The organism is Variovorax sp. OK605 (assembly GCF_900115445.1).
Lineage (GTDB): Bacteria > Pseudomonadota > Gammaproteobacteria > Burkholderiales > Burkholderiaceae_C > Variovorax.
The window spans coordinates 227619-253950 of the sequence record NZ_FOWL01000011.1; the positions used below are offsets into that span (position 1 = coordinate 227619).

The 26332-nt window shown below is 68.3% G+C and carries 24 protein-coding genes; 16 read left to right on the plus strand and 8 right to left on the minus strand.

The features are described 5' to 3' along the window. Window positions 1-8 precede the first annotated feature (8 nt). Window positions 9-1520: a MocR-like pyridoxine biosynthesis transcription factor PdxR gene (locus BM013_RS27385; protein ID WP_093130932.1), complete on the plus strand. Its 1512-nt coding sequence runs from the start codon at window positions 9-11 to the stop codon at window positions 1518-1520. Window positions 1521-1562: 42 nt separating this feature from the next. On the opposite strand, the gene BM013_RS27390 is transcribed toward BM013_RS27385, so the two are convergent. Further along, on the minus strand, window positions 1563-2360 hold the full coding sequence (locus BM013_RS27390) for a DUF1266 domain-containing protein (RefSeq protein ID WP_177225577.1): 798 nt from the start codon (window positions 2358-2360) through the stop codon (window positions 1563-1565). A 149-nt stretch (window positions 2361-2509) separates the two neighbouring features. After that, a complete protein-coding gene (locus BM013_RS27395; protein WP_093130936.1) occupies window positions 2510-3397 on the minus strand; it encodes an AraC family transcriptional regulator in 888 nt (295 codons plus the stop codon). A gap of 140 nt (window positions 3398-3537) precedes the next feature. Between BM013_RS27395 and BM013_RS27400 the strand changes: the two genes are divergently transcribed. Together BM013_RS27400 and BM013_RS27405 are read left to right on the plus strand one after the other, a co-directional pair. Then, window positions 3538-4281: an SDR family NAD(P)-dependent oxidoreductase gene (locus tag BM013_RS27400; RefSeq protein ID WP_093130938.1), complete on the plus strand. Its 744-nt coding sequence runs from the start codon at window positions 3538-3540 to the stop codon at window positions 4279-4281. A gap of 17 nt (window positions 4282-4298) precedes the next feature. Beyond that, the gene (locus BM013_RS27405; protein WP_093130940.1) at window positions 4299-4721 is read left to right on the plus strand and encodes a VOC family protein; all 423 of its coding nucleotides are present in this window, start codon (window positions 4299-4301) and stop codon (window positions 4719-4721) included. Between the two features lie 24 nt (window positions 4722-4745). Here the strand turns inward: BM013_RS27405 and BM013_RS40675 are convergent, their stop codons facing one another. From BM013_RS40675 to BM013_RS27425, 4 genes are all read right to left on the minus strand, one after another. Next, the gene (locus tag BM013_RS40675; protein WP_143098358.1) at window positions 4746-5768 is read right to left on the minus strand and encodes a hypothetical protein; all 1023 of its coding nucleotides are present in this window, start codon (window positions 5766-5768) and stop codon (window positions 4746-4748) included. Between the two features lie 15 nt (window positions 5769-5783). Continuing rightward, the gene (locus BM013_RS27415; RefSeq protein WP_093130942.1) at window positions 5784-7085 is read right to left on the minus strand and encodes a hypothetical protein; all 1302 of its coding nucleotides are present in this window, start codon (window positions 7083-7085) and stop codon (window positions 5784-5786) included. Between the two features lie 18 nt (window positions 7086-7103). Continuing rightward, window positions 7104-8582: a hypothetical protein gene (locus tag BM013_RS27420; protein WP_093130944.1), complete on the minus strand. Its 1479-nt coding sequence runs from the start codon at window positions 8580-8582 to the stop codon at window positions 7104-7106. 89 nt (window positions 8583-8671) lie between these two features. Next, window positions 8672-9460, minus strand: coding sequence for a DeoR/GlpR family DNA-binding transcription regulator (locus BM013_RS27425; protein WP_093130946.1), 789 nt, complete (start codon window positions 9458-9460; stop codon window positions 8672-8674). Window positions 9461-9718: 258 nt separating this feature from the next. Here BM013_RS27425 and deoC point away from each other — a divergent pair, with 258 nt between their 5' ends. The 8 genes from deoC to BM013_RS27465 all read left to right on the plus strand — a co-directional run bounded on the left by deoC (window position 9719) and on the right by BM013_RS27465 (window position 19555). Then, a complete protein-coding gene (deoC, locus tag BM013_RS27430; RefSeq protein WP_093130948.1) occupies window positions 9719-10801 on the plus strand; it encodes a deoxyribose-phosphate aldolase in 1083 nt (360 codons plus the stop codon). A gap of 4 nt (window positions 10802-10805) precedes the next feature. Beyond that, window positions 10806-13247 carry an aldehyde dehydrogenase family protein gene (locus BM013_RS27435; RefSeq protein WP_093130950.1) on the plus strand — a complete coding sequence of 814 codons (2442 nt, stop codon included), beginning with the start codon at window positions 10806-10808 and terminating at the stop codon, window positions 13245-13247. Between the two features lie 134 nt (window positions 13248-13381). Next, entirely contained in the window at window positions 13382-13834 is a 453-nt protein-coding gene (locus BM013_RS27440) for an RbsD/FucU family protein (RefSeq protein WP_093130952.1), read from the plus strand. A 4-nt stretch (window positions 13835-13838) separates the two neighbouring features. After that, window positions 13839-14792: a ribokinase gene (locus BM013_RS27445; RefSeq protein ID WP_093130954.1), complete on the plus strand. Its 954-nt coding sequence runs from the start codon at window positions 13839-13841 to the stop codon at window positions 14790-14792. Between the two features lie 11 nt (window positions 14793-14803). Next, window positions 14804-15856 carry an ABC transporter permease gene (locus BM013_RS27450; protein WP_093130956.1) on the plus strand — a complete coding sequence of 351 codons (1053 nt, stop codon included), beginning with the start codon at window positions 14804-14806 and terminating at the stop codon, window positions 15854-15856. Window positions 15857-15866: 10 nt separating this feature from the next. Beyond that, window positions 15867-16871: a substrate-binding domain-containing protein gene (locus tag BM013_RS27455; RefSeq protein WP_093130958.1), complete on the plus strand. Its 1005-nt coding sequence runs from the start codon at window positions 15867-15869 to the stop codon at window positions 16869-16871. 21 nt (window positions 16872-16892) lie between these two features. Next, window positions 16893-18506 (plus strand): sugar ABC transporter ATP-binding protein, encoded by a 1614-nt coding sequence (locus tag BM013_RS27460; protein ID WP_256221712.1) that lies wholly within the window; start codon window positions 16893-16895, stop codon window positions 18504-18506. After that, complete coding sequence (locus tag BM013_RS27465) at window positions 18503-19555, plus strand: ABC transporter permease (RefSeq protein WP_093130960.1); 1053 nt, start codon at window positions 18503-18505, stop codon at window positions 19553-19555. The genes BM013_RS27460 and BM013_RS27465 overlap by 4 nt, the downstream gene beginning before the upstream one ends. A 15-nt stretch (window positions 19556-19570) precedes the next feature. Here BM013_RS27465 and BM013_RS27470 read toward each other — a convergent pair whose 3' ends face one another. Then, on the minus strand, window positions 19571-20599 hold the full coding sequence (locus BM013_RS27470; RefSeq protein WP_093130962.1) for an SDR family oxidoreductase: 1029 nt from the start codon (window positions 20597-20599) through the stop codon (window positions 19571-19573). Between the two features lie 102 nt (window positions 20600-20701). On the opposite strand from BM013_RS27470, the gene BM013_RS27475 reads away from it, so the two are divergent. Further along, entirely contained in the window at window positions 20702-21760 is a 1059-nt protein-coding gene (locus BM013_RS27475; protein WP_093130964.1) for an AraC family transcriptional regulator, read from the plus strand. Here BM013_RS27475 and bla read toward each other — a convergent pair. Next, a complete protein-coding gene (bla, locus tag BM013_RS27480; RefSeq protein WP_093130965.1) occupies window positions 21726-22619 on the minus strand; it encodes a class A beta-lactamase in 894 nt (297 codons plus the stop codon). The genes BM013_RS27475 and bla overlap by 35 nt on opposite strands. A gap of 175 nt (window positions 22620-22794) precedes the next feature. Here bla and BM013_RS27485 point away from each other — a divergent pair, with 175 nt between their 5' ends. From BM013_RS27485 to BM013_RS27500, 4 genes are all read left to right on the plus strand, one after another. After that, complete coding sequence (locus tag BM013_RS27485; RefSeq protein ID WP_093130967.1) at window positions 22795-23142, plus strand: ArsR/SmtB family transcription factor; 348 nt, start codon at window positions 22795-22797, stop codon at window positions 23140-23142. Window positions 23143-23191: 49 nt separating this feature from the next. Beyond that, window positions 23192-23725, plus strand: coding sequence for an SRPBCC family protein (locus BM013_RS27490; RefSeq protein ID WP_093130969.1), 534 nt, complete (start codon window positions 23192-23194; stop codon window positions 23723-23725). Between the two features lie 231 nt (window positions 23726-23956). Further along, the gene (locus BM013_RS27495) at window positions 23957-26044 is read left to right on the plus strand and encodes a LamG-like jellyroll fold domain-containing protein (protein WP_256221713.1); all 2088 of its coding nucleotides are present in this window, start codon (window positions 23957-23959) and stop codon (window positions 26042-26044) included. A gap of 49 nt (window positions 26045-26093) precedes the next feature. Further along, window positions 26094-26306, plus strand: coding sequence for a hypothetical protein (locus BM013_RS27500; RefSeq protein ID WP_093130970.1), 213 nt, complete (start codon window positions 26094-26096; stop codon window positions 26304-26306). The last annotated feature ends 26 nt before the right edge of the window (window positions 26307-26332 follow it).

The following is a 26332-nucleotide window of genomic DNA, read 5'->3' on the forward strand; positions in this document are numbered from 1 at the left end:
CATTTTCGATGGACCAGTTTCGTCGTCCCGTGCGTCCTCTGCATCCGCCGATCCCGGCCCTCACCGCCCCGGGCGCAGGCCGGCGCATCTACGACCTGCTGCGGGCCCAGATTGCCGACGGCACGCTCGCCGCGGGCGCCAAGGCGCCGTCGACACGCGCATTGGCCGCGGACCTCGGCGTGTCGCGCACCACCGTGACGGCCGTCTACGAGCAGTTGGCGGCCGAGGGTTTCATCGCCACCTCCGTGGGCCGGGCCGCCCGCATCGCCAGCGCGCCCCCGGCGGTGCCGGCCGTTCGACAGGCTTCGGCCCGCCGCGGCAAGCCGCCGCTCGCGCTGTCGGGCTTCGGCCACCGCGTGAGCGGCATCGCAATGCCTGCGCTCTCACGCGCGGAGCCCGCGGCCATCGACTTCGCCTACGGAGCGGTGGCCTCGCACGACTTTCCGGCGCAGGCCTGGCGGCGCGCCTACCAGGCGGAGCTTCTGCGCCGTCAGCACAGCCTGTACTACGCCGCGCCCGAGGGCGACGCGTCGCTGCGCCGCGCGCTGCAGGGCTATCTGCGGCGTGCGCGCGGGCTGGCGTGCGACGCCGGGCAGATCGTGGTGGTCCACGGTTCGCAGCAAGGCATCGACCTCTGCGCGCGGCTGCTGCTGGACCCGGGCGATGCCTTCGTCTTCGAAGACCCCGGCTACCTGATGGCGCGCCGCTGCTTCGAAGCCACCGGCGCCGACCTGCTGGCGGTTCCCGTCGATGCCCAGGGCCTGGACACCGCGCGCCTGCCGCCAGACGACCGTGCGCGCCTGGCCTACGTGACGCCGTCGCACCAGTTCCCGCTGGGCGGCGTGCTGCCGGTGGGCCGGCGCCTCGCACTGCTGCAGTGGGCGCAGCGGCACCGGGCCTGGATCGTCGAGGACGACTACGACGGTGAGTTCCGCTACGGCCAGCGCCCCATCGACGCGCTGCAGTCGATGGACAGCGACGGCCGCGTGATCTACGCCGGCACCTTTTCGAAGGCGCTGTCGCCGCAGCTTCGCATCGGCTACCTGGTGCTGCCCACCGCGCTCGTCGCGGTCTTTCGGCAGGCCAAGCGCCTGGCGGACCGGCACGCGCCGTTGCTGGAGCAAAGGGTGCTTGCGTCGTTGATCGACAGCGGGGCCTACGAGCGCCATGTCCGGCGCGTGCGCCGCGAGAACGAACGCCGGCGCGCCGCGCTGCTCGATGCCGTCGTGCGCCACCTGCCGGACAAGGCCCACGTCGCGGGCACGGCGGCCGGGCTGCACGTGGTGTTGTGGCTGCCATTTCTGCGGGCGCGCAGCGAGCCGGCCCTCGTGGCCGCGGCCCTCGGCAAGGGCGTGGGGGTCTACCCGGTGTCGCCCCTCTTCGCCACGTCGGCACACCGCGCGCAGCACAAGGCCGCGGGGTTGATCCTCGGCTATGCGAGCCTGACACCCGAGCAGATCGACCGGGGCATGCGGGCGCTGGCCGGTGTCATCGCAACGATGGCGGTGAAGGGCTCGTAGGTTGCCGACGTCGGCCGGTCGCCCGCGCGACGGCGTGGCGCTTCAGCGAAACGCCGTGCTGCGGTACGGGCTGCGCGCGTCGCTCAACAGCAGCCGGTTCGTGCGCAGCAGGTGCTCTTCGCGCTCGCTCGAATAGCGCCAGATGAGCCCGCCCGCGATGTAGGCCGCGCTCACCTGCGACCAGTCGGCGTAGGCCTGTTGCACCTGCCGCTTCAGCCCGCCTGCAAAGCCGGCGAACTCCGCGCGCTCGATGAAGCCCAGTTGCACCGCCCAGCGCGACAGACTCACCAGCCGCACCGCGTCCCATGCGACGAGGTTGGCGATCTGCGCGGGCTGCGCCTTGAAGTGCTTGCGCAATTCATCGACCCATGAGCGGCTGCTGGTTACCAGCTGCGCAAGCTCGGGGACCGAGTGCCCGCTCTGCGCGCCCAGCGCCTTGTAGTCGAGGCTCTTGCGGGCCTTGATCTGGAAGAACGCGGGGAACATGCCGTCGGCCAAGGCGCGCATCACCGGATGCGTCGTTTGCACGGCGTCGTCGACGGCCGCGATCGATTGCCACAGCGACGCGTACTTCGCGCGCTGGCCTTCCTGCACGAGCCATTCGGCCTTGTCCTCGAAGCTCGCGCGGTCGTTCACGCCCCACACCTGCGCAATGCCATCGCGCAGGTCGCCGGCCTCCTTGCCCGTGGCCACCGTGTTCACGTGGTCGCCGTTGAAAGCGGAAAGCGGCGCACCCAGGGTGACCAGCCACGCCTCCTGCGGCGTGGCGTCCGGCGTGGTGCTGAAGTGAAGCTTGTCGTTGTCGAGCAGCGAATGGCCGACGATGTCCATGATCCCCATTGAATATCCTCCCAAAGTTCGAATGCGTTGTGCGCTTGTTGGCCGCGCCATCCGGGACTGGCCCGCGCGTTCATTTTCTACACAGCCGCGCTGTTTTCCCAAGTGAATATCGCTGCCACCAAAGTTCACACAGCCACCGCGCCCTCGCTTCACGCGAGGCGAATCGAAGCGAGAACCCGCGCCGCATCCTGCGCGGGCGGCAGGCCGAACGCGCGTGCGTACTCGCGGCTGAACTGGGTCGCGCTTTCGTAGCCGACATCGAACGCGGCCGAGGTCACGCTCCTGCCACCCGACACAAGCAGCATGCGCGCCTGCAGCAGGCGAATGCGCTTCTGGTACTGCAGCGGGCTGAGCGCCGTCACCGCCTTGAAGTGGCGATGAAACGCCGACGCGCTCATGGCCGCCCGGTCGGCCAGCGCCTCGACGCGCAGCGGCTTGTCGAAGTCGCGCCGGATCCATTGAATGGCCAGGTTCACGCGCGACAGCGCACTGTCGGGCGTGGCAATGTCGCGCAGCATCCAGCCGTTCGCGCCTTGCAGCACCCGGTACAGGATCTCCCTTTCGTAGGCCGGCGCCAGCGCGGCGATGTCGTCCGGCCGCTCCATCAGCCGCAGCATGCGCACCCAGGCGTCCATCAGCTCCGGCGTGACGGCTGCGACGGAGAAGCCCGCCTCCTGCGCGACGGCGCCGGCAGGTTTGGGCAGGTCGGCCAGCAGCGTGGCGAGCAGCGCCGGGTCGAGCGTGAGGCTCACGGCCAGGTAGGGCTCGCCGGTTGCGGCCGGCCGCACGACGCCCACCGCCGGCAGGTCGACGGACATCACGAAATACGTGGCCGGGTCGTAGTGCAGCGTGCGGTTGCCGACCGTCATCGACTTGCTGCCCTGCAGGATGAGATTGACCATCGGGTCGTACACGGCCGCCAGCTGGTGCTCGGGGATCGCGCCCTGCACCATCGCCACGCGCGGAATGCCGGTTTCGGTGCGGCGGTTCTCGGCGCGCGCGGCGAGCCTCCTGAGTTCTTTCAACTGGTCTTGCATGGGCACGCATCTGACCGCAGCACGGCGCGAAGCGCAAGCAAAAAGCAGGAACAGGCAGGCCCGAGGCAGGAACGGGCACGGCTGCGGCAGGCGCGCTGGCTATCGTCGACGCATCCCTCACCAACCTGGAAAACACACACATGAGCGTCATCGTCATCACCGGCGGCAGCCGAGGCATCGGGGCCAGCGCCGCCATTCAATGCGCCCGGCGCGGCATGGGCGTCATCCTGACGTGGAACAGCCAACCGGACGCGGCCGGTACCGTGGTGCGGCGCATCGAAGCCGAAGGCGGCAAGGCCGTGGCGCTGCAGCTGGACGTGGGCGCGACCGAGAGCTTCGGCGGCTTCCGCGACACCGTGCAGCGCTCGCTGCAATCGACCTGGGGCCGCCAGACGCTGGCCGGGCTCGTCAACAACGCCGGGTACGGGCTCTTCAACCCGATCGACAGCGTGACGCCCGCGCAGTTCGACGGCCTGATGAACGTTCACCTCAAGGGCCCGTTCTTTCTCACGCAGGCGCTGCTGCCGCTGCTCGAGGAAGGCGCGAGCATCGTGAACCTCACCAGCGCGACGACGCGCGTGGCCACCGCGGGCGTGGCGCCGTACGCGGCCTTCAAGGGCGGGCTCGAAGTGCTGACGCGCTACATGGCCAAGGAGTTCGGCGAGCGGCGCATCCGCGCGAATGCCGTGTCGCCCGGCGCGATTCGCACCGAACTCGGCGGCGGCCTTACCGACGCGTTCGAGGCACTGCTCGCATCCCAGACCGCGCTCGGCCGCGTCGGCGAGCCGGACGACGTGGGCCGCGTCATCGCCACCCTGCTGTCCGCCGACAGCGGCTGGATCAACGCGCAGACCGTCGAGGTTGCCGGCGGCTACTTCATCTGAGCGGGGAGAATCCGCGCATGCTCGATCACGTCTTCATTTCAGTGAGCGATCTCGACCGGTCGATCGCCTTCTACACCGCCGCGCTGACACCGCTGGGCATCACGAACCGGCTCGACTACGACGGCAGGAACGGCCCGCCGGGCCACCCGGACCTCAAGGGCTTCGGTGCCAATGGCCGCGTGTTCTTCTGGCTGCGCGAAGGCACGGTGGAAGGCCGCGCCGCGCACATCGGCTTCGTGGCGTCGAGCAACGCGGAGGTCGACGCGGCCTATGCGGCAGCCATGGCCGCCGGCGCCACCGACAACGGCGCACCCGGCGCGCGGCTGCACTACGACCCGCGCTACTACGCCGCCAACGTGCGAGACCCGGACGGCTACAGCCTGGAGTTCGTCTACAAGAGCTGGCAGCACCCGTCCATCAGCGACGATTCCGGAGGTTGAAGATCCAGGTGAAATTAACGGCCGTCAACGACGCAAGAGATCCAGAGCCGTCAGGTACTGCATGCCGGCATACGGTGGGCGAGCGCCATTCTCGTGTCGCGCGATGGCACGCATCATGACAACCAGACTTTCGTCGACGGTCGCATCCACGAAGTCGTCCGGACCCATGCCCAGCGCCAGGGCGAGCTGCGTGGCGTAGCTCGTGACGTCGTTGTTGTCGCCGGCCGGAGCCCAGCGGGCGATGATCTTGCGCGGCGTGTCGAGGCCGTGCTCGGTCTTGTAGCGGCGCAGCAGCATGGCAAGTGCGCGCAAGCCCCATTCGGGCTCCCGAAAAACGCAAAAGCTTGACTCACGCTGTTGAAATTCGGTTTTGTCGATCGGATCGGCAAGACCCCGCCACATCGACGAACTGACGCGGATGTTGCCTGGATTGTTGTTGCGAAATCCTCGCGGCATGGCCTCGCCCACATCGGCGCCGCCGAAGACCGCACGAGCCGGATCTTCGCCGCGTCCCTGCGCGAAACCTCGCTTGCCGAGCAGCGAAATGAGCGCATCGGCACGCGCCACGGGATCACTGAACACATCGCCGGCCCTCGCGACAGCCTCCGTCCACCACGGCATCAACTCTCCCGCGAACGCCGCCATCTCGAACGCTTCACCGGCCGTGTCGTTGTCAGGAACCTGTCGTCGGAAACAAGCCCAGTGACATATCTCGTGCAGCACTTTTGCACGAAGGAACCGCCGAGCCACGGTATCGCTCGCATCCGATGTGAAGCGACTCAAGACTTCGATGGCGATCTCGACGCGCCCGGGGATCTGCGGGTCGAACTGGCCATAGACGGAGGCGCCAAGATCGGAGGCGAAGATGAGCGGCGCACCGCCGTCCATCGTGAGGACCTGAACCGCCTCTGCATCCGCCAGATGCGCGTTCTTCAGCAATGCGTCCCAAATCGACGGGTCAGATGTTTTCAGCGCCGGCAGGTCCTGCGACAGGAACTCGAACGCCGCGCTGTAGCGTGTCTGGTGGATCTTCAGCATCTGGGTCATAGCAGCCTCCCTGCGTCAGCCGATCAGCTGCGCCGTCTCTTCGAAATAGCGGAAGGGCCGCGGATGAAGGTCGGCGCGGTCGATGCCCAGCTTCGCGAACTCGACGCCGATGGCCCGTTCCGTCGCCGCGTCGGCAATGCCGCTGACTCGGACACCGGCATATCCGAGATCGCAAAGCCGTTGCTGTACCTTGCTGACCGTTGCAGGCGACGGCGCGTCGTAGATCTCACGCCCCGAGGGCGCGCCAGGCTGCGCGCCCAGACTGGCGCGCAGCGCGTCGATGCGGCCTTCGAGGTTCGCCAGTTCCTCAGGCTTGAACTCGACGCCGGCGAAACGCCCTGGCAACGCCGCGGCCTCGGCAGCCAGGCCTTGCGACAGCGCCAGGCCGCTGCGCAGCCAGTCGAGGCGTGAATCGCCCGCCACACCCGCGTCGAGCCGCACTTGCAGGTCGGCCGCGAGCGACGCCGCGCGCTGGCTGGCCTGCAGTGCTCTTGCTCCATATTGCGGCGCGGCGGCCGGCACAGCCGGGCTGGTGGGGATCAGCTTGCCGGCGATGTAGCCGCCATGGCTCACGAGCACCAGCAGCAACACGGTCGAGCTCAGCTTGGGAAGTTCGACCAGGAACGACGCACCGGTGCCAAGAATGTGCCCGATCGCACCGCCATAGGCGAGCACGACGACTGCGGTGATGAGGAGCATCTGCAGGCGCGGCAGATCGACCACATTGGCATTTCCGATGTCCTCGCCGCGAATGAAATCCGCAAGGCGTGCATCGCCCGGATTGTTCTTGACGAGTACGCGGCCGGTGGCCGAAGGCATCGCATCGAGGTCTTGCGCGTCGCGCAATTGCCGGCCGGTACGTGCAAGCTCGCTCGCGTCGGCCGGTTGCATCGTCTTGAGGCTCAGCACCATCGGCGCCGTGACAAAGCTCGCGACACTCAGGCCCATCAGCATGATCAGGTTGGGGTCGAGATCCACCACCAGGGCCAACCGTGCATCGCCGCGCACGACGTTGACGACAAACACCACATACACCGAGGCGAGCACCAGCACCGTCCACAACGAAATCTGCAGCCGAGACAGTGAATAGCGGTTGCGTTCGTCGACCAACACGCCGAGCACGCGCCGTCGGATCTTCAGCCCCGCAAGCACGAACAGTCCCAGCATGCCGACAAGACAGCAGAGCCACGCGCCGAAGCGCGGCCAGTCAAACGCTCCGGCAGCGGGCACGCTTCCCGACAGCAGTGGAATTGCGAGCGGCGCGGCGGCAGCCAGCAGCACGAAGATCGCTCGTAACAGGTACTGGGGCATCTTCATGGCGCATCTCCTTGCGTGTTACCTGAACACCAGCATCGACGCCACTTCGGCCAGCAGTTGATCGGCGCGTTTGGGTATCTGATCGTCGTGCGCGCCCTGGTCTCTCATGAACTGCCGCATGGCTTCGATCGAGATCTTTCCCATCTGGCCGTCGGCCAGCACCTTTTCATCCTTGCCATCGACTTTGACCGTCGTGATTCCCTTGTCGATCAAAACTTGCTGGACCTTGCGCAACTTCGGGTCCGGCGTAGCAGCAGCCGCTCTGGTGTTGGGGGATGCCGGCGGCTGGGCCCCGCCGGAACCACCGATCGCCACATCGACGGACTCGCGGCCCTGCCCCGCGTCCAGGACAAGCAACTGGTAACTGCCCACCGTGACGCCGCCCTTCGCTTCGACGGTGATGAAGCCTTGCCCCGATTCGACTTTCAGGCTGACGCCATCGGGCGGACGCTGACCGATCCACTCGGCGCGATAGGGAAGCACCCCGCCGGAGACCACGACCGTCGCGGCCCCGCCGGGCCTGACCGTCAGCGCGCCAGCAGGTGCCAGCTTCATGGCCAGTCCCGCCTGCTTGAGATCCACGCTGCACAACCTGAGCTTGTCGTCGCCAGGCTTCAGGTTGAGCGAGGCAACCGTCTTTGCCACATCGCTGACAAGCGCATCGAGAGCTTTGGCCTTGTTCGCAAGCTCGTTTTCCGCGGCCGAACCGGCAGTGAAGGCCACTTGCGGCATCGGTGGCAAAGACACGCCGATGATCTTCGAGCCTGTTGCCGGCAACGATTTTCCGAGCGCCTCCACCAAACCCTGCAGGTTCGGCGAGTTCGCAAGATACGCATTCGTCACCTGCAACTGGATCGCGCTCAAGGAAGAGCGCAATGCGACACCCGCGCCGTCCAGCGCGGCGAGCATCTCTTGCGCGGCAGGCAACACCGCCTTCGCGCGATCGATCGCCCCGCGCGCGCTTTTCTCGCCCGGCGTCGTGGGTGAGCGTGCCCCCAGCAGGCGTTGGAGTTCGTCGGAGTCAAGCCTGATCTTCGCGATATCCGCGCGCAGTGACGGCCGAAGCCCCTCCGCCAGCTGGAAAGGCTGAGTCACATCGAGTGCGCACTGCACAGCGCTCGCACCCGCCGCATAGATCATCTGTTGCGGCTTGCTGAACAGCCAGTTCCCCCCCGTGTAGAGCGCCGCGCCTGCAAGTCCGAGTCCGAGAATCTCGGACTTGGCTACGCCTCGCATCGCGAGGTCCGCCGCGACCCCGGTAACCCCGATCAGTCCGACTCCGATGCCGCGCTCCCAGGCGATCTGGCTCTCGATCTTCTCGGCATAGCGATCGCGCATCGATGCACCAACCGCGATCGCATTGGACAGGCTCGGCGCGCTGTCGTACGCGGCCAGTTTGTCGGACGCCGGGCCGAGATTCGGGTGCGTCACGGACACGCATCCTGCGAGCGACAGAAGCGCGAACGCGAGCAGGAGCCTGCAAACAAGTGCTGCCATGGGCCTCCGTCGGCGAATGGTGAAGTCGGGCCGCGAGGCTAGGCGGCAAGCCTGAGCCGCGCATCCCACAAACAGGTGAGCCGTCGTCCTCAGCCGCCCCCGGCCCGCGCGAACTCCACCGGCAGTTCCTTGAACTGCTTCTTCACCGCCGCGGCCGGCGCGCCGCCCACCACGATGCGCGCGAACGCATCGAGCGGGCTGAAGAACGCGGGCCTCAGCTTGCCGAGCTTGCTTTCGTCGACGATCAGAAAGCTCTCCGACGCGCTGCGTATCGCCGCCTGCTTCACCGGCACTTCATGGAAGTTGGAGCAGCTCGCGCCGCGCTCCGGGTCCAGCCCGCCGGCCGAGATGAACGCCTTGTTCACGCCCAGCTTGTTGAGGTACTGCAGGCCTTCGTCGGAGAAGAACGTGGCCGACGACGGGTGGTACAGGCCGCCCAGCAACATGAGCTGCGTATTCGGCCTGCGGCTCAGCACCGCCGCAATGTTCGTGGAGTAACACACCACGCTCAGCGGCATGTCCGGCGGCAGCGCTTCCGCGAAGTGGACCATGGTGGTGCCGCAGTCGATGAACAGGCTGTCGTGCGGCTGCACCCATTCGGCCGCGCGCTCGCAGGCCAGGCGCTTGTTGGCCGCGTGCTGGTCGCTGGCCTCGTCGAGCGAGTAGCGCTCGGCCCCCGGCAGCGTGGTCGCCAGCACATAGCCCCCCAATGCGGACAACGGCGAATCGGCCGACGACAGGTCGCGGCGGATGGTCATCTCGGTCACGTCGAGCCGCTGGGCGGCCTGCTTGATCGGCAACGGCCCGCCCGCTTCGACGAGTTCCTGCATCCGGGCCAGGCGCACGGCCCGGGCCTCGGCTCCGGCGGTTTTTCGCATGTTCGGGTTCCTCTGGTCCAAGCCCCGGAGTATCGGTCATCGCTGGTTCGAAAATGTTATTTCAAAAACATCTTGCCTAATTAAATGTTGTTGCCATAACATTCACACCTACGCGCCGCCGGCCCTGCACGACGGCACGCAAGACAAGCCAGACACCACCGCGGCATCGCACGGCGATGCCGCCACGGAGACAAGAGACATGCCCTTTGCCTGCCTGCCGCACCCGCGGCCCCTGTGCGCCACGGCGCTCCCCACTCCATGACATCCACTTCCCTCGTTCGCGCCAGCGGCGCGGTGCGCTCGCGTCCGGCGCCGTCGGCCACGGCGGTTGCCGCGCTGGCATCCGAAGCACCCGCGGCCGCGGTCGCCGCCGCACCGGCACAGTCCCACGCCGCCGCGCGCAACACCGCGCAACCCTTCGACAGCGGCTGGTTCGACAGCATCCGCATCAACCTCTCCGCCGCGGAGCGCCGCGTGGCCACGCTGCCGGGGCGCCGCTCCGTCAAGAAGGACGCGCAGGCCGGCTGGCTGCTGAAGGCCATCACCTGCATCGACCTGACCACACTCAATGGCGACGACACGGCCGAGCGGGTGCGCCGGCTCTGCGCCAAGGCGGTGACGCCCGTGCGCCCCGACCTGTTGGCCGCGCTGGGCTTTGCCGACCGCACGCTGCACACGGGCGCGGTGTGCGTGTACCACCGCTTCGTGTCGACCGCGGTCGAGGCGCTGGCGGGCACCGGCATTCCGGTGGCGGCGGTGTCCACGGGCTTTCCGGCGGGGCTGATTCCGCACGAACTCAAGCTCAAGGAAATCGAAGCCTCGGTGCGCGACGGCGCGTCCGAGATCGACATCGTCATCACGCGCGAGCACGTGCTCACCGGGCAGTGGCAGAAGCTCTACGACGAGATGCGCGACTTCCGCCGCGTGGCGGGCGACGCGCACGTGAAGGCCATTCTTGCAACCGGCGAACTGAAGACGCTGCGCAACGTGGCCAAGGCCTCGATGGTCTGCATGATGGCCGGCGCCGACTTCATCAAGACCTCCACCGGCAAGGAAGGCGTGAACGCCACGCCGCTGGTCACGCTCGTCATGCTGCGCATGATCCGCCAGTACGAAGCCCGCACGGGCCTGCGCGTGGGCTACAAGCCCGCCGGCGGTGTGTCCACCGCCAAGACCGCGCTCGACTACCAGGTGCTCATGAAGGAAGAGCTGGGCCGCCCGTGGCTCGAGCCCGACCTGTTCCGCATCGGCGCCTCCACGCTGCTGGCCGACATCGAGCGCCAGCTGGAACACCACGTCACCGGCCGCTATTCGGCCTTCAACCGCCACCCGATCGGATGACCCGATGAGCAGCAGCCAGAACAACAGCAACGTCGCACGCTATTTCGACACCATGGACTACGGCCCCGCACCGGAGAGCGACACCGACGCGCGCCAATGGCTCGCGCGCCATGCCGAGGGCTTCGGCCACTTCATCGACGGGCGCTTCACCGCCACGTCGGCCGGCGCACATTTCGAGACGGCCGAGCCGGCCACCGGCCAGCGCCTGGCCCGCATCGCGCAAGGCAGCGCGCAGGACGTGGATGCGGCTGTGGCTGCGGCACGCGCCGCGAAGCCCGGCTGGCTGGCACTCGGCGGCCATGGCCGCGCACGCCATCTGTACGCGCTGGCCCGCATGGTGCAGCGCCATGCGCGCCTGCTCGCGGTGGTCGAGGCGCTGGACAACGGCAAGCCGATCCGCGAGACGCGCGACCTCGACGTGCCGCTGGTGGCGCGCCACTTCTATCACCACGCCGGCTGGGCGCAACTGCAGGAACGCGAGTTCGCCGACCAGGTGCCGCTGGGCGTCGTCGGCCAGATCATTCCGTGGAACTTTCCGCTGCTGATGCTCGCGTGGAAGATCGCGCCCGCGCTCGCGCTGGGCAACACGGTGGTGCTGAAGCCCGCCGAGTTCACGCCGCTCAGCGCCCTGCTCTTCGCCGAGCTGGCCGCGCAGGCCGGCCTGCCCGCGGGCGTGCTGAACGTGGTGACGGGTGACGGCGCCACGGGCGCGGCACTGGTCGCGCACGAAGGCGTCGACAAGATCGCGTTCACCGGCTCGACCGACGTGGGCCGCCTCATTCGCGAAGCCACCGCCGGCTCGGGCAAGTCGCTCACGCTCGAACTCGGCGGCAAGTCGCCCTTCATCGTGTTCGACGACGCGGACATCGACGCCGCGGTCGAAGGCGTGGTCGACGCCATCTGGTTCAACCAGGGCCAGGTGTGCTGCGCCGGCTCGCGGCTGTTGTTGCAGGAAGGCATTGCGGCCGACTTCATCGAGCGCCTCAAGCGCCGCATGCAGAGCCTGCGCGTGGGCTCGCCGATGGACAAGGCGATCGACATGGGCAGCCTGATCGACCCCACGCAACTGGAGCGCGTGCGCGCGCTGGTGGCGACCGGCGTGCGCGAAGGCGCGAGCTGCTTCCAGGCGCCGGGCGCGCTGCCGCCCGGCGGCAGCTTCTTTGCGCCGACGCTGCTGACCAACGTGCACCCGGCCTCCACCGTGGCCACCGAGGAAATCTTCGGCCCGGTGCTGGTGACGATGACCTTCCGCACGCCCGACGAAGCCGTTGCGCTGGCCAACAACACGCGCTACGGCCTGGCCGCGAGCGTGTGGAGCGAAACCATCGGCCTGGCGCTGGGCATTGCGCCGCAACTGCAGGCCGGCGTGGTGTGGGTCAATGCGACCAACCTGTTCGACGCGGGCGTGGGCTTCGGCGGCTACCGCGAATCGGGCTACGGCCGCGAAGGCGGGCGCGAGGGCTGCTACGAGTACATGAAGCCGCGCGCCTGGGCAGAGCGCAAGCCGCGCACTGCGGCAATGACTGCGGTGGCTGCAGCGGCCACGCAAGCCGCGAACGAGGCACCGGGCGAGGCCCCGAAGGCGCAAGCCAGGCTCCCGGCCATCGACCGCACGGCCAAGCTGTTCGTCGGCGGCAAGCAGGTGCGGCCCGACGGCGAACTCTCGCACCCGGTGTTCGCCGCCAACGGCCAGCGCATCGGCGAGGTCGGCACCGGCAACCGCAAGGACATCCGCAACGCCGTGGCCGCAGCACGCTCGGCCGCCGGCTGGTCGAGCGCCACGCCGCACCGCCGCGCGCAGGCGCTGTACTACCTCGCGGAAAACCTCTCGGCCCGCGCCGACGAGTTCGCCGCGCGCATCGCCAGCCTCACCGGCTTGGCCGCGCGCGCCGCGCAGGCGGAAGTCGATGCGTCGGTGGGCCGCCTGTTCGCCTACGGCGCCTGGGCCGACAAGTACGAAGGCACGGTGCATGTGCCGCCGCTGCGCGGCGTGGCGCTGGCCACGGTCGAGGCCATGGGCGTGGTCGGCGTGGTGTGCCCCGACGAGGCGCCGCTGCTGTCCTTCGTGAGCCTGTTCGCACCGCTGATGGCCATGGGCAACCGCACGGTGATCGTGCCGAGCGAGAAGCACCCGCTGATCGCCACCGACTTCTACCAGGTGCTGGAAACCTCCGACCTGCCCGCGGGCGTGATCAACCTCGTGACCGGCCCCGCCGCCAGCTTGGCGCAAACGCTGGCCGAGCACGACGACGTCGATGCACTGTGGGCTTTCGGTGCGAAGGAGCTGTCGCGCAACGCCGAGCGCCTGTCGGCCGGCAACCTGAAGCGCACGCTGGTCGACCACGGCCTGGCCACCGACTGGCACGACGCGGCTTGCGCTGAAGGCGCGCTGTTCCTGCGGCACGCCACGCAGGTCAAGAACATCTGGATCCCGTATGGCGAATGAGCGCCGTGCGCGCAACGCGCGCATCTGGAAACCAAGGGAAACCCCCATGAATCTTCGAGCGGCAAACGTTTGCGCAAACGTTTTCTTTCTCTAAGATCGCGGCCACAAGAACATATCCATTCGTGGAGACAAACATGCTGAAGTCCATCCATCCGCTGCTCAACGCAGACGTGCTGTACGCCCTGCGCGCCATGGGCCATGGCGACGAGCTCGTGCTGTGCGACGCCAACTTCCCGGCCGACTCGGTCGCACGCCAGACCACGCTGGGCCGGCTGCTGCGCATCGACGGCGTAGGCACCACCGAAGCGGCGCGCGCCATTCTTTCGGTGCTGCCGCTGGACACCGCGGTCGACGATCCGGCACGGCGCATGGAGATCATGGGCGAGCCCGACACGATTCCGCCGGTGCAGCAGGAGATGCAACGCGAGATCGATGCGGCCGAGGGCCGTTCGCGCCCGCTGGGCTCCATCGAACGCTTCGCCTTCTACGAAGCCGCGCGCCGCGCCTACTGCGTGATCGCCACGGGCGAGCGCCGCTTCTACGGCTGCTTCGTGTTCAAAAAAGGCGTGCTCGCGCCCGAGGCCTGACCCCATGACCGTCGTCTCTTCACAGCAGCAAGGGCAGCACGGCGTGGCCGTGCTCGGCATCTTCGTGGCCGACCTCGCGTTCCGCGCGGCCAACCTCCCCGGCGTGGGCCAGACCATCGCGGGCTCGGGCTTTGCCATGGGCCCCGGCGGCAAGGGCTCGAACCAGGCCGTGGCGGCGGCGCGTGCCGGCGCGGGCGTCACCTTCATCTCCAAGCTCGGGCAGGACGCCTTCGGCGCCAACGCGCTCGCGCTGTGGGCGCAGGAAGGCATCACGCCGCGCGCACCGCAGGTGGCGAACCAGCCCACGGGCGCGGCCTTCATCTACGTGCACGAGGTCACCGGCGCCAACGCGATCATCGTGGTGCCCGGCGCGGCGGCGCTCATCGACGCGGCCGACGTGGACGCGGCGGCCGATGCCATTCGCGGTGCGCGCGTGTTCGTCACGCAGCTGGAGCAACCGGCCGGCGCCGCGCAGCGCGGGCTCGAACTGGCGCGCGCCGCCGGTACCGTGACGGTGTTCAACCCGGCGCCCGCCCTGCCCTTCGACGACGCGCTGTACCCGCTGTGCGACTACATCACGCCCAACGAGCATGAAGCCGCCGCGCTCAGCGGCATTGCCGTGGACACCCTCGACGACGCGCGCCGCGCGGGCGACTTCTTCCTGGCCAAGGGCGTGGGCTGCGCGCTCATCACGCTCGGCGACAAGGGTGCGCTGCTGCACAGCGCCAGCGGCTCGGTGCACATCCCCGTGTTCAACGCCGGTGCCGTGAAGGAAACGGCCGGCGCGGGCGACGCCTTCAACGGCGGCTTTGCGGCCGCGCTCGCCGAAGGCGCCTCGCCGCTGGACGCCGCGCGCTTCGGCTCGGCGGTGGCGGCCATCTCGGTCACGCGCGCCGGCACCGCGCCCTCGATGCCCACGCGCGCCGAGGTCGAGGCGCTGATGCGCCGCGACCACTGAAGGACCTTGCCATGACCTCCAGGTTTTCAGACCGCGAACTCAACTTCCTGGTTGCCATCAACGTCGTGATCCTCGTGGTTGCGACGGTGCTGTCCAAGGGCGATTTCCTCGACGTCTACAACTTCCAGTCGATGGGCGGCCAGCTGCCCGAGCTCGGCCTGCTGGCCATGGGCGTGGCGCTGTCGATGATCTCGGGCAACGGCGGCATCGACCTGTCGGGCGTGGCGCTGGCCAACCTCGCGGGCGTGGTGGCCGCCACCGTGGCGCCGATGCTCGCGGCACCCGATGCCTCGCCCTGGCTCTACACGGCGTGGTTCGCCGTCATCGCGCTGGCCGTGGGCCTGGTGGGCGGGCTGCTCAACGGCGTGCTGATTGCGCGCGCCGGCCTCACGCCCATTCTCTGCACGCTGGGCACGCAGCTGCTGTACACGGGCTTTGCGGTGGTGCTCACGGGCGGCTCGAGCCTGCGCGTGGGCGACGCCGAGGCGCTCTCGGCCATCGGCAACGAGATGGTGCTGGGCGTGCCGATTCCGTTCGTCATCTTCGTGGCGATGCTGCTGGGCGTGGGCTGGCTGCTCAAGCAGAGCCCCTTCGGCATCCGCCTGTTCCTGCTGGGCACCAACGCCAAGGCGGCGCGCTACGCGGGCATTTCGCAGCACCGCATGCTGGTGGCCACCTATGCGCTGTGCGGCGTGCTGGCCGCGGTGGCGGGCGTGATCATCGCGGGCCGCACGGCCAGCGTGAAGTCGGACTACGGCAACTCCTACCTGCTGATTGCCATCCTCATCACCGTGATGGCCGGCGTGCGGCCGCAGGGCGGCTACGGGCGCATGGTGTGCCTGTTCTTCTCGGCCGTGGCGCTGCAGCTGCTGTCGAGCACCTTCAACCTGCTGGGCATTTCCAACTTCTTCCGCGACTGCGCCTGGGGCCTGCTGCTGCTGTTCTTCCTGGCATCGGCGCGGTTCAGCCTGAGCGACCTGCGCAGCTTCATTTCCGTTTCGCGCTCCAGCGCACCGCCGCACCAGCCCCCTCCTGGCGCGACGCAAAGAACCACCGAGGGCTAGGAGACAAGACATGCTGAAGAAAACAAAGATCGCCTGCACCGTACTCGCACTGGGCACCGTGGCCTTCGCCTCGGCGCTGCATGCGCAAGGCAAGCCGCAAGACATCGTCACCGTGGTGAAGATCACGGGCATCAGCTGGTTCAACCGCATGGAAGTGGGCGTGAAGGAGTTCGGCAGCACCACGCCGGGCGTGGCCACGCGCCAGATCGGCCCGGCCCAGTCGGACGCCGCGCAGCAGCAGCGCCTGGTCGAAGACCTGGTGGCCAAGAAGGTCGACGCCATCGCCGTGGTCTCGATGGACCCGCCCACGCTGGAGCCCGTGCTCAAGCGCGCCATGGAGCGCGGCATCAAGGTCGTGACGCACGAGGCCGACAACCAGAAGAACACCATGGTCGACATCGAGGCCTTCGACAACACGGCCTACGGTGCGCGCATCAACGAGCGCCTGGCCGCCTGCATGGGCCAGCAAGGCAAGTGGACCTCGCTGGTGGGCTCGCTGGGCAGCCAGTCGCAGGTGCAGTGGGCCGACGGCGGCGCGACCAACGCCAAGAAGTACCCCAAGATGCAGCTGGTCGACGCCAAGAACGAGTCGCTCAACGACGCCGAGAAGGCCTACGGCAAGGCCAAGGAAATGCTGCGCAAGCACCCCGACCTGAAGGGCTTCCAGGGCTCGTCGTCGCTCGACGTGCTGGGCATCGGCCGCGCGGTGGAAGAAGCCGGCCTGCAGGGCAAGATCTGCGTGTACGGCACCGGCCTGCCGAGCGAGGCGGCCAAGTTCCTCGAGTCGGGCGCGGTCGGCGGCATCGCCTTCTGGGACCCGAAGGACGCCGGCATCGTCATGAACAAGGCCGCCAAGATGCTGCTCGACGGCAAGACCATCACCGACGGCACCGACATGGGCGTGCAGGGCTACAACAAGGTCTCGGTCAAGAAGGGCCCCGGCGTCGGCATCATCGTCACGGGCCAGGCCTGGGTCGAGGTCGACAAGCAGAACTACAAGAAGTACGCCTTCTGATCTTCCGGAATCCTTGAGCGTATGACTCTGACCGCGCCTCTCGCACCTCTCGCACCTCTCGCGCCTTCCACGCAAGCCCCGCCCGGCACTTCGAACCAGGCCGTGCGCCGTGTCTTCCTCGAAGTGCAGGACGTGCACAAGCGCTTCGCGGGCGTGCACGCGCTGCGCGGCATCGACCTGACGATCGAAGCCGGCGAGATCTACCACCTGCTCGGCGAGAACGGCTGCGGCAAGAGCACGCTCATCAAGATCATCTCGGGCGCGCAGCCCCCGAGCCAGGGGCGCATCGTGATCGACGGGCGCCCCCACGAATCGCTGTCACCGCTGCAGGCGCTCACGCTCGGCATCGAGACGGTCTACCAGGACCTCTCGCTGCTGCCGAACATGAGCGTGGCCGAGAACGTCGCGCTCAGCGAACAGCTGGTCGAAACCGGCGGAAAGCTGGCGCGACGTTTCGACCGCAAGGCGGTGGCCGCCACCGCCGTGCGCGCACTCGAAACAGTGAAGCTGCCGACCGATGCCGCGTTTCTCGCGCGGCGCGTCGACGAGCTGCCCATCGCCACGCGGCAGCTGGTGGCCATTGCGCGCGCCGTCGCCACGCGGGCACGCATGGTCATCATGGACGAGCCCACCACCTCGCTCACGCAGAAAGAGGTCGACAACCTCGTGCACGTGGTGGAGGCACTGCGCGCGCAGGGCGTGGCGGTGCTTTTCGTGAGCCACAAGCTCGACGAGTGCATTGCCATGGGCGGCCAGGCCATCGTGTTCCGCGACGGCACCAAGGTGGCCCAAGGGCCGATCCGCGACTTCACCAAGGCCGAGCTCGCGCACTGGATGACCGGCAAGCAGCTCGACGGCGCACGCTACCGCCACCAGACCCACGGCGGCGACACGCTGCTGAAGGTCGAGGCGCTGGGCCGCGGCGCGCAGTTCAGCGACGTGAGCTTCACGCTGCACAAGGGCGAGATTCTGGGCATCACCGGCCTGCTCGACTCGGGCCGCAACGAACTGGCGCTGGCACTGGCCGGCGTGCAGGCGGCCGACCGCGGGCGCCTTGCGCTCGACGGCCGGCAAGTCACGCTGAAGACGCCGAGCGACGGCATTCGCCAGGGCATCGGCTACGTGCCCGAAGACCGGCTGAGCGAAGGCCTGTTTCTCGACAAGCCGATTCGCGACAACATCGTCACGGCCGTGCTCAACCGCCTGCGCGGGCGCTTCGGCGCGCTCGACGCGAAGCAATGCCAGGAACTGGCCGAGCGCACCGTGCGCGACCTGCAGATTGCCACGCCCGACGTCGACCGCCCGGTGCAGTCGCTCTCGGGCGGCAACCAGCAGCGCGTGCTCATCGGCCGGTGGCTCGCCATCGGCCCGCGCGTGCTGATACTGCACGGCCCCACCGTGGGCGTGGACGTAGGCTCCAAGGACACCATCTACCGCATCGTGCAGCGGCTGGCCGAGCAAGGCCTGGGCGTGATCCTGGTGAGCGACGACCTGCAGGAACTGCTGCAGAACTGCGACCGCATCCTGCTGATGCGCAAGGGCCGCATTGCCACCGACTTCGACGCGCAGGGCCTGGCCGAGAGCGAGCTCTACCACGCGCTGGTTTCCGACACACCCTCCCCCGCATTCTCATGACGGCTTCCACCATGCAAGCGCACTCCACGACGGCGCCTTCTTCCGTGGCACCCGCGGCCCCCAAGGCGCCCGCCTCCTGGCGCGGCTGGCTCGCGCAGCGGCCCTCGGTCTTCACGCTGGCGCTGATCGTGCTGGTGTGCCTGGTGGTCGGCGCCATCAACCCGAGCTTCTTCCAGCTGCCCGTGCTGTTCGACATCGTGCGTGCCTGCACCGTGCTGGGCCTGTTCGCGCTGGGCGTGCTCATCGTGCTGGCGGCGGGCGGCATCGACGTGTCGTTCGCGGCCATTGCCGCGCTCACCATGTACAGCATCACCAAGCTGGTGTTGAACTACTTTCCGGACACGCACATTGCCGTGCTGCTGGTGGCGGGCGCGGCCAGCGGTGCGGTGCTGGGCGTGCTCAACGGCCTGCTGGTGCACTGGCTCAAGGCGCCGTCGCTCATCGTGACCATCGGCACGCAGTACCTGTACCGCGGCATTCTCCTGACCTTCGTGGGCACAGTGTTCTTCATGAACGTTCCCGCGCCCATGGACGCCTTCGGCAAGCTCGCGCTGTGGCGCTTCGACACGCCGCAGGGCCTGCACGTGGTGCTGCCCGCCACGGTACTGGTGCTGGCCGCCGCGGCGGTGCTCACGTGGTGGCTGCTGAACCGCACGCTCATCGGCCGCGCGGTGTACGCCATCGGCGGCAGCCTGGCCATTGCCGAGCGGCTGGGCTACAACCTGCGCACCGTGCACATCTTCGTGTTCGCGTACGCCGGTTTCCTGTCGGGGCTGGCGGGCATCGTGCACGTGTCGAGCACGCGGCTGGCGAACCCCTTCGACCTGGTGGGCAACGAGCTGGACGTGATTGCAGCCGTGATCCTCGGCGGCGCGCGCATCACCGGCGGCAGCGGCACCGTGGGCGGCACGCTGCTGGGCGTGGTGCTGGTCACGCTGATCAACAACGTGCTGATCCTGGCGGGCGTGCCGAGCACCTGGCAGAAGGTGATCATCGGCGCGTTCATCCTGGTGGCGGGGGCGTGCTTCGCGATGCGCAAGCAGGGCTAAGGCCCGGGCGCAAGCCTAGGCCTTCAGCAGCTTCAGCCTGACCAGGCTCTCGGCCGTTGCAACGATCGCTTCCTCGGCCGGGCGCGGGTTCCAGCCGAGCAGGCGCCTTGCCTTCGCGCTCGTGGCGTTCATGTTCACGCCGAGCATGGGCACGATGTCCTTCATCCTCGGGTCCTTCTTCGCGCCCAGTCGAACCAGCCAGTTCGGCAAGGTTCGCGCCGACACCCTGCTTGCCGACGCGCCCATGCGCGCGCGGAGCACCCTCGCCACCTCGGCGAGCCACATGCTCTCGCCCGAAATCGCGAGGAAGCGCTGGCCACTTCCGGCCGGGTCGGCCATGGCGCGCAGGTGCAGGTCCGCCACGTCGCGCACGTCGACAAAGCCCGAGTTGATCTTGGGCATTCCCGGCTGGCCGTCCATCATGTTCTTGATGAGCCGGATCGAGTGGGAGTAGTCGGCGCCCAGCGCCGGGCCCAGAACCGCCGTCGGGTTCACCGCAGCCAGCTCGAGCCCCCCGCCCTCCTTTTCGATGAAGTCCCACGCGGCCCGTTCGGCCAGCGTCTTCGACTTCTGGTACGGGGCCACGTTGCCTGCGAGGTCGCTCCAATCGGCTTCATCGAAGGGCCGGCTCATCGGCTTGTGGCCGACGCCGACGGCGCCGAACGCCGACGTGAGCACCACCCGCTTCACCCCCGCGTCACGCGACGCTCGCAGCACGCGCAGGTTGCCGTCGACCGCGGGCCTGATCCAGTCGTCCAGCGTCGCGTGCGCGCCGGAAGGCGTCGGCGAAGCGCCGTGCAGCACATAGCCGCACCCGCTGGCGGCCTCGGCCCATCCGCTGTCCGCGGCCAGGTCGGCGACCACGAACGACAGCAGGTCGCCCGGCTGCGCGCCTCCTGTCCTGAGGTTCTCGCGAACCTCCGCTTGCCTTGAAAGCGATCGCACCGTCGTGCGGACTCGAAAGCCCCGGCGCAGCAACGCCAGGATGCAATGCTGTGCAATGAACCCGGTGCCCCCGGTGACAAGCACCAACTCTTGACTCATGGATGTTCCTCGGTTTTGTGTGACGCAGCGGCCATGGCGACCTTGTCGCAGCAAGGTCCGGCAGCACAGGGAGAACGATATTTTCGAAACGCCGTACTGTGAATGCTTGAAAGTCCGCTTTGCCTGCGCGATAGTCCGCGAATGAGTGCCGACCCTTTCTCCGACATCCTCAGGCTCACGCAGGCGCAGAGCCTGCTTACAGGCGGCTTCACCGCCGGCGGCGCATGGGCGATCCGCTTTCCGGCGCCCGACAAGATCAAGTTCTTCGCGGTCGTGCGCGGCCATTGCTCAGTCCGGCTGGAAGGTCAGCCCGAGCCGGTGCGCTTCGAGACCGGAGATGTGGGCCTGCTGTCGGCGCCCCTGTGGTCCGTGCTGTCGAGCGCGCCCGACGTCGAGCCCGTCGACGCCATGGCGCTCTTCTCGGGCGCCGGCCGCGCCTCGGCGCAGTTGGGCGACGGCAGCGAGTTCGCGCACATCGGTGGCCATGTGCTGCTCGACCCCGTGAGCGGGCCGCTGCTGCTGAACGCGCTTCCGCCGTGGATCCACATCCAGGCCGCCGCACCGCAAGCCTCGGTCTTTCGCTGGTTGCTCGACCAGCTGGTGCAGGAGCGGGCCGCGGGAGAGCCCGGCGCGCAGGTGGCGTCGGCGCAGCTCGGCCAATTGCTGTTCGTGCAGATCCTGCGCGCGCACCTGAAAAAAGCCGGGCCTCTTGCCGCGGGATGGTTGCAGGCGTTGAGCGACCCGCGCATTGCACCAGCCCTCCGGTTGATGCACGACGATCCCGCGCGCACCTGGCACCTCGAAGACCTGGCCAAGGCATGCGCGATGTCGCGAACCACCTTCGCCTTTCACTTCAAGACGGTGGCCGGCGTTGCCCCGCTGACGTACCTGACCGAGTGGCGCATGCGCCTGGCGGAACGTGCGCTGGGTGAGCACGCCACGCCGGTGGCGGTGGTGGCCCAGACGCTGGGCTACGCGTCCGAGAGTGCATTCAGCAACGCATTCAAGCGCGTCACGGGCAGCTCGCCCACGGCCTACCGCCGGGCGCTGCAGCTCGCCGGGACCTCAGACCGCTCAAGCCGCTCAAGCCTCTCAGGGCAGGCGCCTGCAGCGCCAGCTGCACCGCCTACCCCGCCAGCGCTGTCACCGCAATGCGCGTAGCCGAAGCGACCACGTCGTTGCGCGTCTTCGCGTCCTTCTCGGGAAACGTCAGGTAGACCGACAGTACCAGCGGCGCGCCCGCCGGCGGCCACAGCACGCCGACGTCGTTGTTGCTGCCGTACGAGCCGCCGCCCGTCTTGTCGCCCACCTTCCAGCCGGCCGGCACGCCCGCCAGGAAGCGCTCCTTGTTGGTGGTGTTGCCAAGCAGCCAGGTCTTGAGCTGGTCGCGCTGCGGCGCACCCAGTGCGTCGCCCAGCACCAGCCGCTGCACGCTGTCGGACATGGCCGCGGGCGTGGTGGTGTCGCGCAGGTCGCCGGGAATGCTGGTGTTCAGCTCGGGCTCGGTGCGGTCGAGGCGGAAGGTCTGGTCACCGATGCGGCGCGAGAAGGCCGTCACCTCGGGCGGGCCGCCCAGCAGCTTCAGCAGCACGTTGGCGGCGGCGTTGTCGCTGTACTGGATGGTGGCCGCGCACAGGTCGGCCACGTTCATGCCGGTGGCCACGTGCTTCTCGGTGACGGGCGAGTTGGCGATCAGGTCGCTCTTGCCGTAGCTCAGCTGGCGCGACAGCAGGCTGGCGTCCTTGGCGCTGCGCTCCAGCACGGCGGCGGCCAGCATCAGCTTGAAGGTGCTGCACATCGGAAAGCGCTCGTGCGCGCGGTGCTGGAAGCGCGCACCGCTGCCGGTGTGCAGCCCCGCCACGCCGATTCGCCCGCCCGAGGCGCGCTCGAGCTCGGCCAGCTGCGCTTCGGCCGACAACGACGATGACGCTCCTTTCTCGGACCAGGCGGTGCAGGCACTGGCAAGCGGCAGCACGGTGGCGGCAAGCAACAAGCTGCGGCGCTGGACGGATGACTTCATGTCTTTTCTTCTTTCTCTCGGTGAATGGATGGGATGAACGCGATCGTAGGAGCGCCGGTCCGGGCGGGCCAGCGGCCCGCGCGTGTTTTGCGTCCCGGGTGTATCCGCTGTAACGCCGAACCTTAATTCAACCGATGAGTTGAACGTTTGCTCCAACAGGTCTATATTCAACCTCATGGTTGAACTAGAACTCCAGGACGCCCGGCTCGACGCCGTTTTCCACGCGCTGGCCGACAGCACGCGCCGCACCATGCTGCAACTGCTGTCGCACGGCGAATGCAGCGTGGGCGAACTCGGCGCGCCGTTCCGCATGTCTTTTGCGGGCGCCTCCAAGCACGTGAAGACGCTGGAGCGCGCGGGGCTGGTGTCGCGCACCGTGCAGGGCCGCGCGCACATCTGCCGCCTGGAGCCCGCCGCGCTGGCCACGGCCGACGCGTGGCTGCGCTACTACGAAGGCTTCTGGAACAACCGCCTCGATGCACTGGAGCAGGCCCTGCGGCGCGACGCCGATTCTGGCAAGTGATCTTTGCCTTTCGCTTTACCCCTTCCCCTTTCACAAGGAGCACCCGCAAATGACGATCAAGCACAGCCTGGGCACCCAGGTCGACGCCGCCACCCTGCGCATGGAACGCACGCTGCCCGCCCCCATCGAGCGCATATGGGCCTACCTCACTGACCCCGACAAACGCGCCGCATGGCTCGCCGGCGGCACCATGGCGCAACAGCCGGGCGAGCTGTTCGACCTGCGCTTCGACCACACCCAGCTCACCGGCGAGGTGGCACCCGAGCGCTTCGCCGAATGCCGCAAGCCCATCGTGCAGAAGTCGAAGCTGCTGCGCATGGAAGCACCCACGCTGCTGACCATCAGCTGGGACGAAGGCCCGGCGCCATCCGAAGTCACCTTCGAGTTCACGCCGCAGGGCGACGCCACGCAGCTCGTGCTGACGCACCGGCGCCTGGCCAGCCGCAAGGACATGCTCAGCGTGGCGGGCGGCTGGCACGCGCATGTTGATGTGCTCATCGACGTGCTGGCGGGGCGCGAGCCGCAAGGGTTCTGGACGAACCTTGCGGAGGTGGAGAAAGGGTACGAGGCGCAGCTCACCTGAGACCGCGCACCCTTTCCTCTCGTTTCTCTCACGGGGCCTTCGGGCCCCGTTTTTCATGTTCGGACGATCGCGCACGGTGTCAAACCGTTGTCACCTTCGGCACGCAACATCTGAGGCATTAAGAGTGTTTGTGTGTTTTGTTGCAATTCCATTTCATTGCCAAAGCACAGGAAATACCACAGTCCCGTGGCGTGGCTGCGGGGCGTACATGTCAATTCACCGGAAACCAGAATGATCAGAGGAACGAATGCGCGCCGCGCGTCGGCGGGAGGAAGCCTGTGCGTCGCTTTGCTGCTGGCAGCCTGCGGCGGCGGAGGTGGCGGGGGCTCCGGCTTCTCGCTGGTTGGCAACACACCGGCCGCGGGTGGTGGCGGTAACGCGGCACCGACCGTCAACCAAGGCAAGAGCGGCCCCAAGGCGCTGGTGGTCGAGATCGACGGCCTCACGCACGCCGCGCTTGCCGACGCCATCGCGCAGAAGCGCGCGCCGGCACTGCAGTCGTTGCGCGTCGCCCCCGCATGGACGGGCGGAGCGAACGGCTCGCTCACGCAGCAGCGCCTCACCGACGGCCCTTCATGGGCCACGCTGCTCACAGGCACCTGGGTGCAGCGCCACGGCGTGCGCTGGGACACCAGCGACCAGAGCATCGACGCCAAGCTCGCACCGTCGATCTTCGCCATGGCCAAGCAGAACACGGCCGCTGGCTACAAGACCGGCGCCATCACGGCCAACCCGCTGTACCCCGCCCTCGTGCGCAACGACACCGGCGCCATCGACACCGCGTTCGACTGCGCCGGCTCCGACGCCTGCGTGACCGAGCACACCGCGCAGCTCATCGATTCGGGCCACGACCTGGTCGTGGCGCAATACGGTGCCCCGGCCAGCGCCGCGGCGGGCAGCGGCCTGGGCAGCGACACCTACCGTCGCGCCGTGACCGACACCGCCGCCGGCGTCGGCCAGCTGCTGGAGCGCATTGCCCGCCGCACGGCCAACGACGCCAGGGAAGACTGGCTGGTGATCCTCACCACGGGCCACGGGCTGGACGCCTTCGGCGGCGCCACGGGGCTGCAGACGCTCGAGAACAAGACCATCTTCATTGCGAGCAACAAGGAGCTCGCGGGCCTGCCCGGCACGGGCACGGCGGCACCGGCGGACAACACGCTGCTGCAGCTCGCCGCGGCCACCGACATCGCACCGACGGTGCTGCGCCACCTGGGCTCCACGCCCGCCGCCGCAAGCTACGGCCTGAACGGCATCGCGCTGCAAGGCACCACCAGCCTGCGCGAGTTCGCCGCCAGGACCGGTGCCGACAAGGACAACATCGAGCTGTCTTGGAAGCTCGCCGGCAACGCCAACCTGCCGGTGCAGGTGCTGCGCAACGGCAAGCTGGTGGCCACGCTGGCGGCCGGCAGCACCTCGTATGCCGACTACGTCGACGCGGTGAGTGACGGCACCTACAGCTACGTGTACACGCTGGTGGCCGGCGACACCGTGGTTTCGCTGACCGCGCAGATCGCGTACCTGAAGCCGGTGCCGCTGGCACCCACGCTGACCAACGGGCTGGTCAGCTACTACCCGCTCGACGCACTGCCGGGTGTCGACGTGAAAACCGGTGCCTCGACCTTCGGCCCGTGGGCTGTCGACGCCGACGGCGGCTCGCTGGTGACCGACGACGGCATGCGCACCCGCGACCGCGCCAAGGCCCTGCGCGTGGACAGCCGCACGGCCAACGCCAGCGGCATGGCCGGCTACCGCGTGAAGCAGATGACCGACGTGACGACGGACGCAGCCACCACCGCCTTCACCATCGGCTTCTGGGTGCGCACCGACGCCACCTGCAGCCAGGGCGTGGGCAACGGCGGCACCGTCATCGCCAACAAGAACTACGACACCGGCAACAACGAAGGCATTGCCATCGGCCTGTTCAGCAGCTGCGAGCTGCGCTTCAACACCGGCACCGGCAGCGCCCGCGGCGAGATCAAGGGCGCGCACTACCTGAGCGCCGGCCAGTGGGCCTACGTGGCCATGGTCATCGACAAGGCCGGCCTGGCCATGGATGCCTACGCCGTCGACCCGGTGCGCGGCATCCAGACCGGCCACGTGGCGCTGTCGCCGGCACTGGTGGCCAAGCTCGGCGGCCTGAAGAACGGCATCGGCCTGAACGAAGACGGCTCCGGCCTTTACTACAAGCGCCAGTCGGCCTCGCCGCGCGGCGCCATGGACTTCAACGACTTCGCGATCTGGAACCGCGCACTCACCGCGGACGAAGTCACCAGCCTCTACAAGGCGGCGCGACCGTTGTCGACGCTCATTCCCTGACCCCTTCCACAAACGCCCCGTACACAAGTACAGCCCCCAAAGGACCCCTATGAGATTTCCGACCCTGCGCGCGCGGACCCTGCCCGCGTTCCGACCCACGTTCCTTCCCGCGTTGCTTTCCACGCTGGTCGCGGCCTGCGCGCTCTCCGCCTGCGGCGGCGGTAGCGGCGGCGGCACACCGGTGATCCCGGTCACCCCCACCACACCGACGACCCCGACGCCCGAAGCAGGCACGCAGCCCGACATGCGCTGCGCCCGCTGACCTCACGAACACGCCAGAACAAGACC

Excerpts from the sequence above, each read along its gene's own strand:
- BM013_RS27385 (WP_093130932.1), top strand. The coding sequence starts at position 9 with ATGGACCAGTTTCGTCGTCCCGTGCGTCCTCTGCATCCGCCGATCCCG.
- BM013_RS27390 (WP_177225577.1), bottom strand. The coding sequence starts at position 2,360 with ATGGGGATCATGGACATCGTCGGCCATTCGCTGCTCGACAACGACAAG.
- BM013_RS27395 (WP_093130936.1), bottom strand. The coding sequence starts at position 3,397 with ATGCAAGACCAGTTGAAAGAACTCAGGAGGCTCGCCGCGCGCGCCGAG.
- BM013_RS27400 (WP_093130938.1), top strand. The coding sequence starts at position 3,538 with ATGAGCGTCATCGTCATCACCGGCGGCAGCCGAGGCATCGGGGCCAGC.
- BM013_RS27405 (WP_093130940.1), top strand. The coding sequence starts at position 4,299 with ATGCTCGATCACGTCTTCATTTCAGTGAGCGATCTCGACCGGTCGATC.
- BM013_RS40675 (WP_143098358.1), bottom strand. The coding sequence starts at position 5,768 with ATGACCCAGATGCTGAAGATCCACCAGACACGCTACAGCGCGGCGTTC.
- BM013_RS27415 (WP_093130942.1), bottom strand. The coding sequence starts at position 7,085 with ATGAAGATGCCCCAGTACCTGTTACGAGCGATCTTCGTGCTGCTGGCT.
- BM013_RS27420 (WP_093130944.1), bottom strand. The coding sequence starts at position 8,582 with ATGGCAGCACTTGTTTGCAGGCTCCTGCTCGCGTTCGCGCTTCTGTCG.
- BM013_RS27425 (WP_093130946.1), bottom strand. The coding sequence starts at position 9,460 with ATGCGAAAAACCGCCGGAGCCGAGGCCCGGGCCGTGCGCCTGGCCCGG.
- deoC (WP_093130948.1), top strand. The coding sequence starts at position 9,719 with ATGACATCCACTTCCCTCGTTCGCGCCAGCGGCGCGGTGCGCTCGCGT.
- BM013_RS27435 (WP_093130950.1), top strand. The coding sequence starts at position 10,806 with ATGAGCAGCAGCCAGAACAACAGCAACGTCGCACGCTATTTCGACACC.
- BM013_RS27440 (WP_093130952.1), top strand. The coding sequence starts at position 13,382 with ATGCTGAAGTCCATCCATCCGCTGCTCAACGCAGACGTGCTGTACGCC.
- BM013_RS27445 (WP_093130954.1), top strand. The coding sequence starts at position 13,839 with ATGACCGTCGTCTCTTCACAGCAGCAAGGGCAGCACGGCGTGGCCGTG.
- BM013_RS27450 (WP_093130956.1), top strand. The coding sequence starts at position 14,804 with ATGACCTCCAGGTTTTCAGACCGCGAACTCAACTTCCTGGTTGCCATC.
- BM013_RS27455 (WP_093130958.1), top strand. The coding sequence starts at position 15,867 with ATGCTGAAGAAAACAAAGATCGCCTGCACCGTACTCGCACTGGGCACC.
- BM013_RS27460 (WP_256221712.1), top strand. The coding sequence starts at position 16,893 with ATGACTCTGACCGCGCCTCTCGCACCTCTCGCACCTCTCGCGCCTTCC.
- BM013_RS27465 (WP_093130960.1), top strand. The coding sequence starts at position 18,503 with ATGACGGCTTCCACCATGCAAGCGCACTCCACGACGGCGCCTTCTTCC.
- BM013_RS27470 (WP_093130962.1), bottom strand. The coding sequence starts at position 20,599 with ATGAGTCAAGAGTTGGTGCTTGTCACCGGGGGCACCGGGTTCATTGCA.
- BM013_RS27475 (WP_093130964.1), top strand. The coding sequence starts at position 20,702 with ATGCTTGAAAGTCCGCTTTGCCTGCGCGATAGTCCGCGAATGAGTGCC.
- bla (WP_093130965.1), bottom strand. The coding sequence starts at position 22,619 with ATGAAGTCATCCGTCCAGCGCCGCAGCTTGTTGCTTGCCGCCACCGTG.
- BM013_RS27485 (WP_093130967.1), top strand. The coding sequence starts at position 22,795 with ATGGTTGAACTAGAACTCCAGGACGCCCGGCTCGACGCCGTTTTCCAC.
- BM013_RS27490 (WP_093130969.1), top strand. The coding sequence starts at position 23,192 with ATGACGATCAAGCACAGCCTGGGCACCCAGGTCGACGCCGCCACCCTG.
- BM013_RS27495 (WP_256221713.1), top strand. The coding sequence starts at position 23,957 with ATGATCAGAGGAACGAATGCGCGCCGCGCGTCGGCGGGAGGAAGCCTG.
- BM013_RS27500 (WP_093130970.1), top strand. The coding sequence starts at position 26,094 with ATGAGATTTCCGACCCTGCGCGCGCGGACCCTGCCCGCGTTCCGACCC.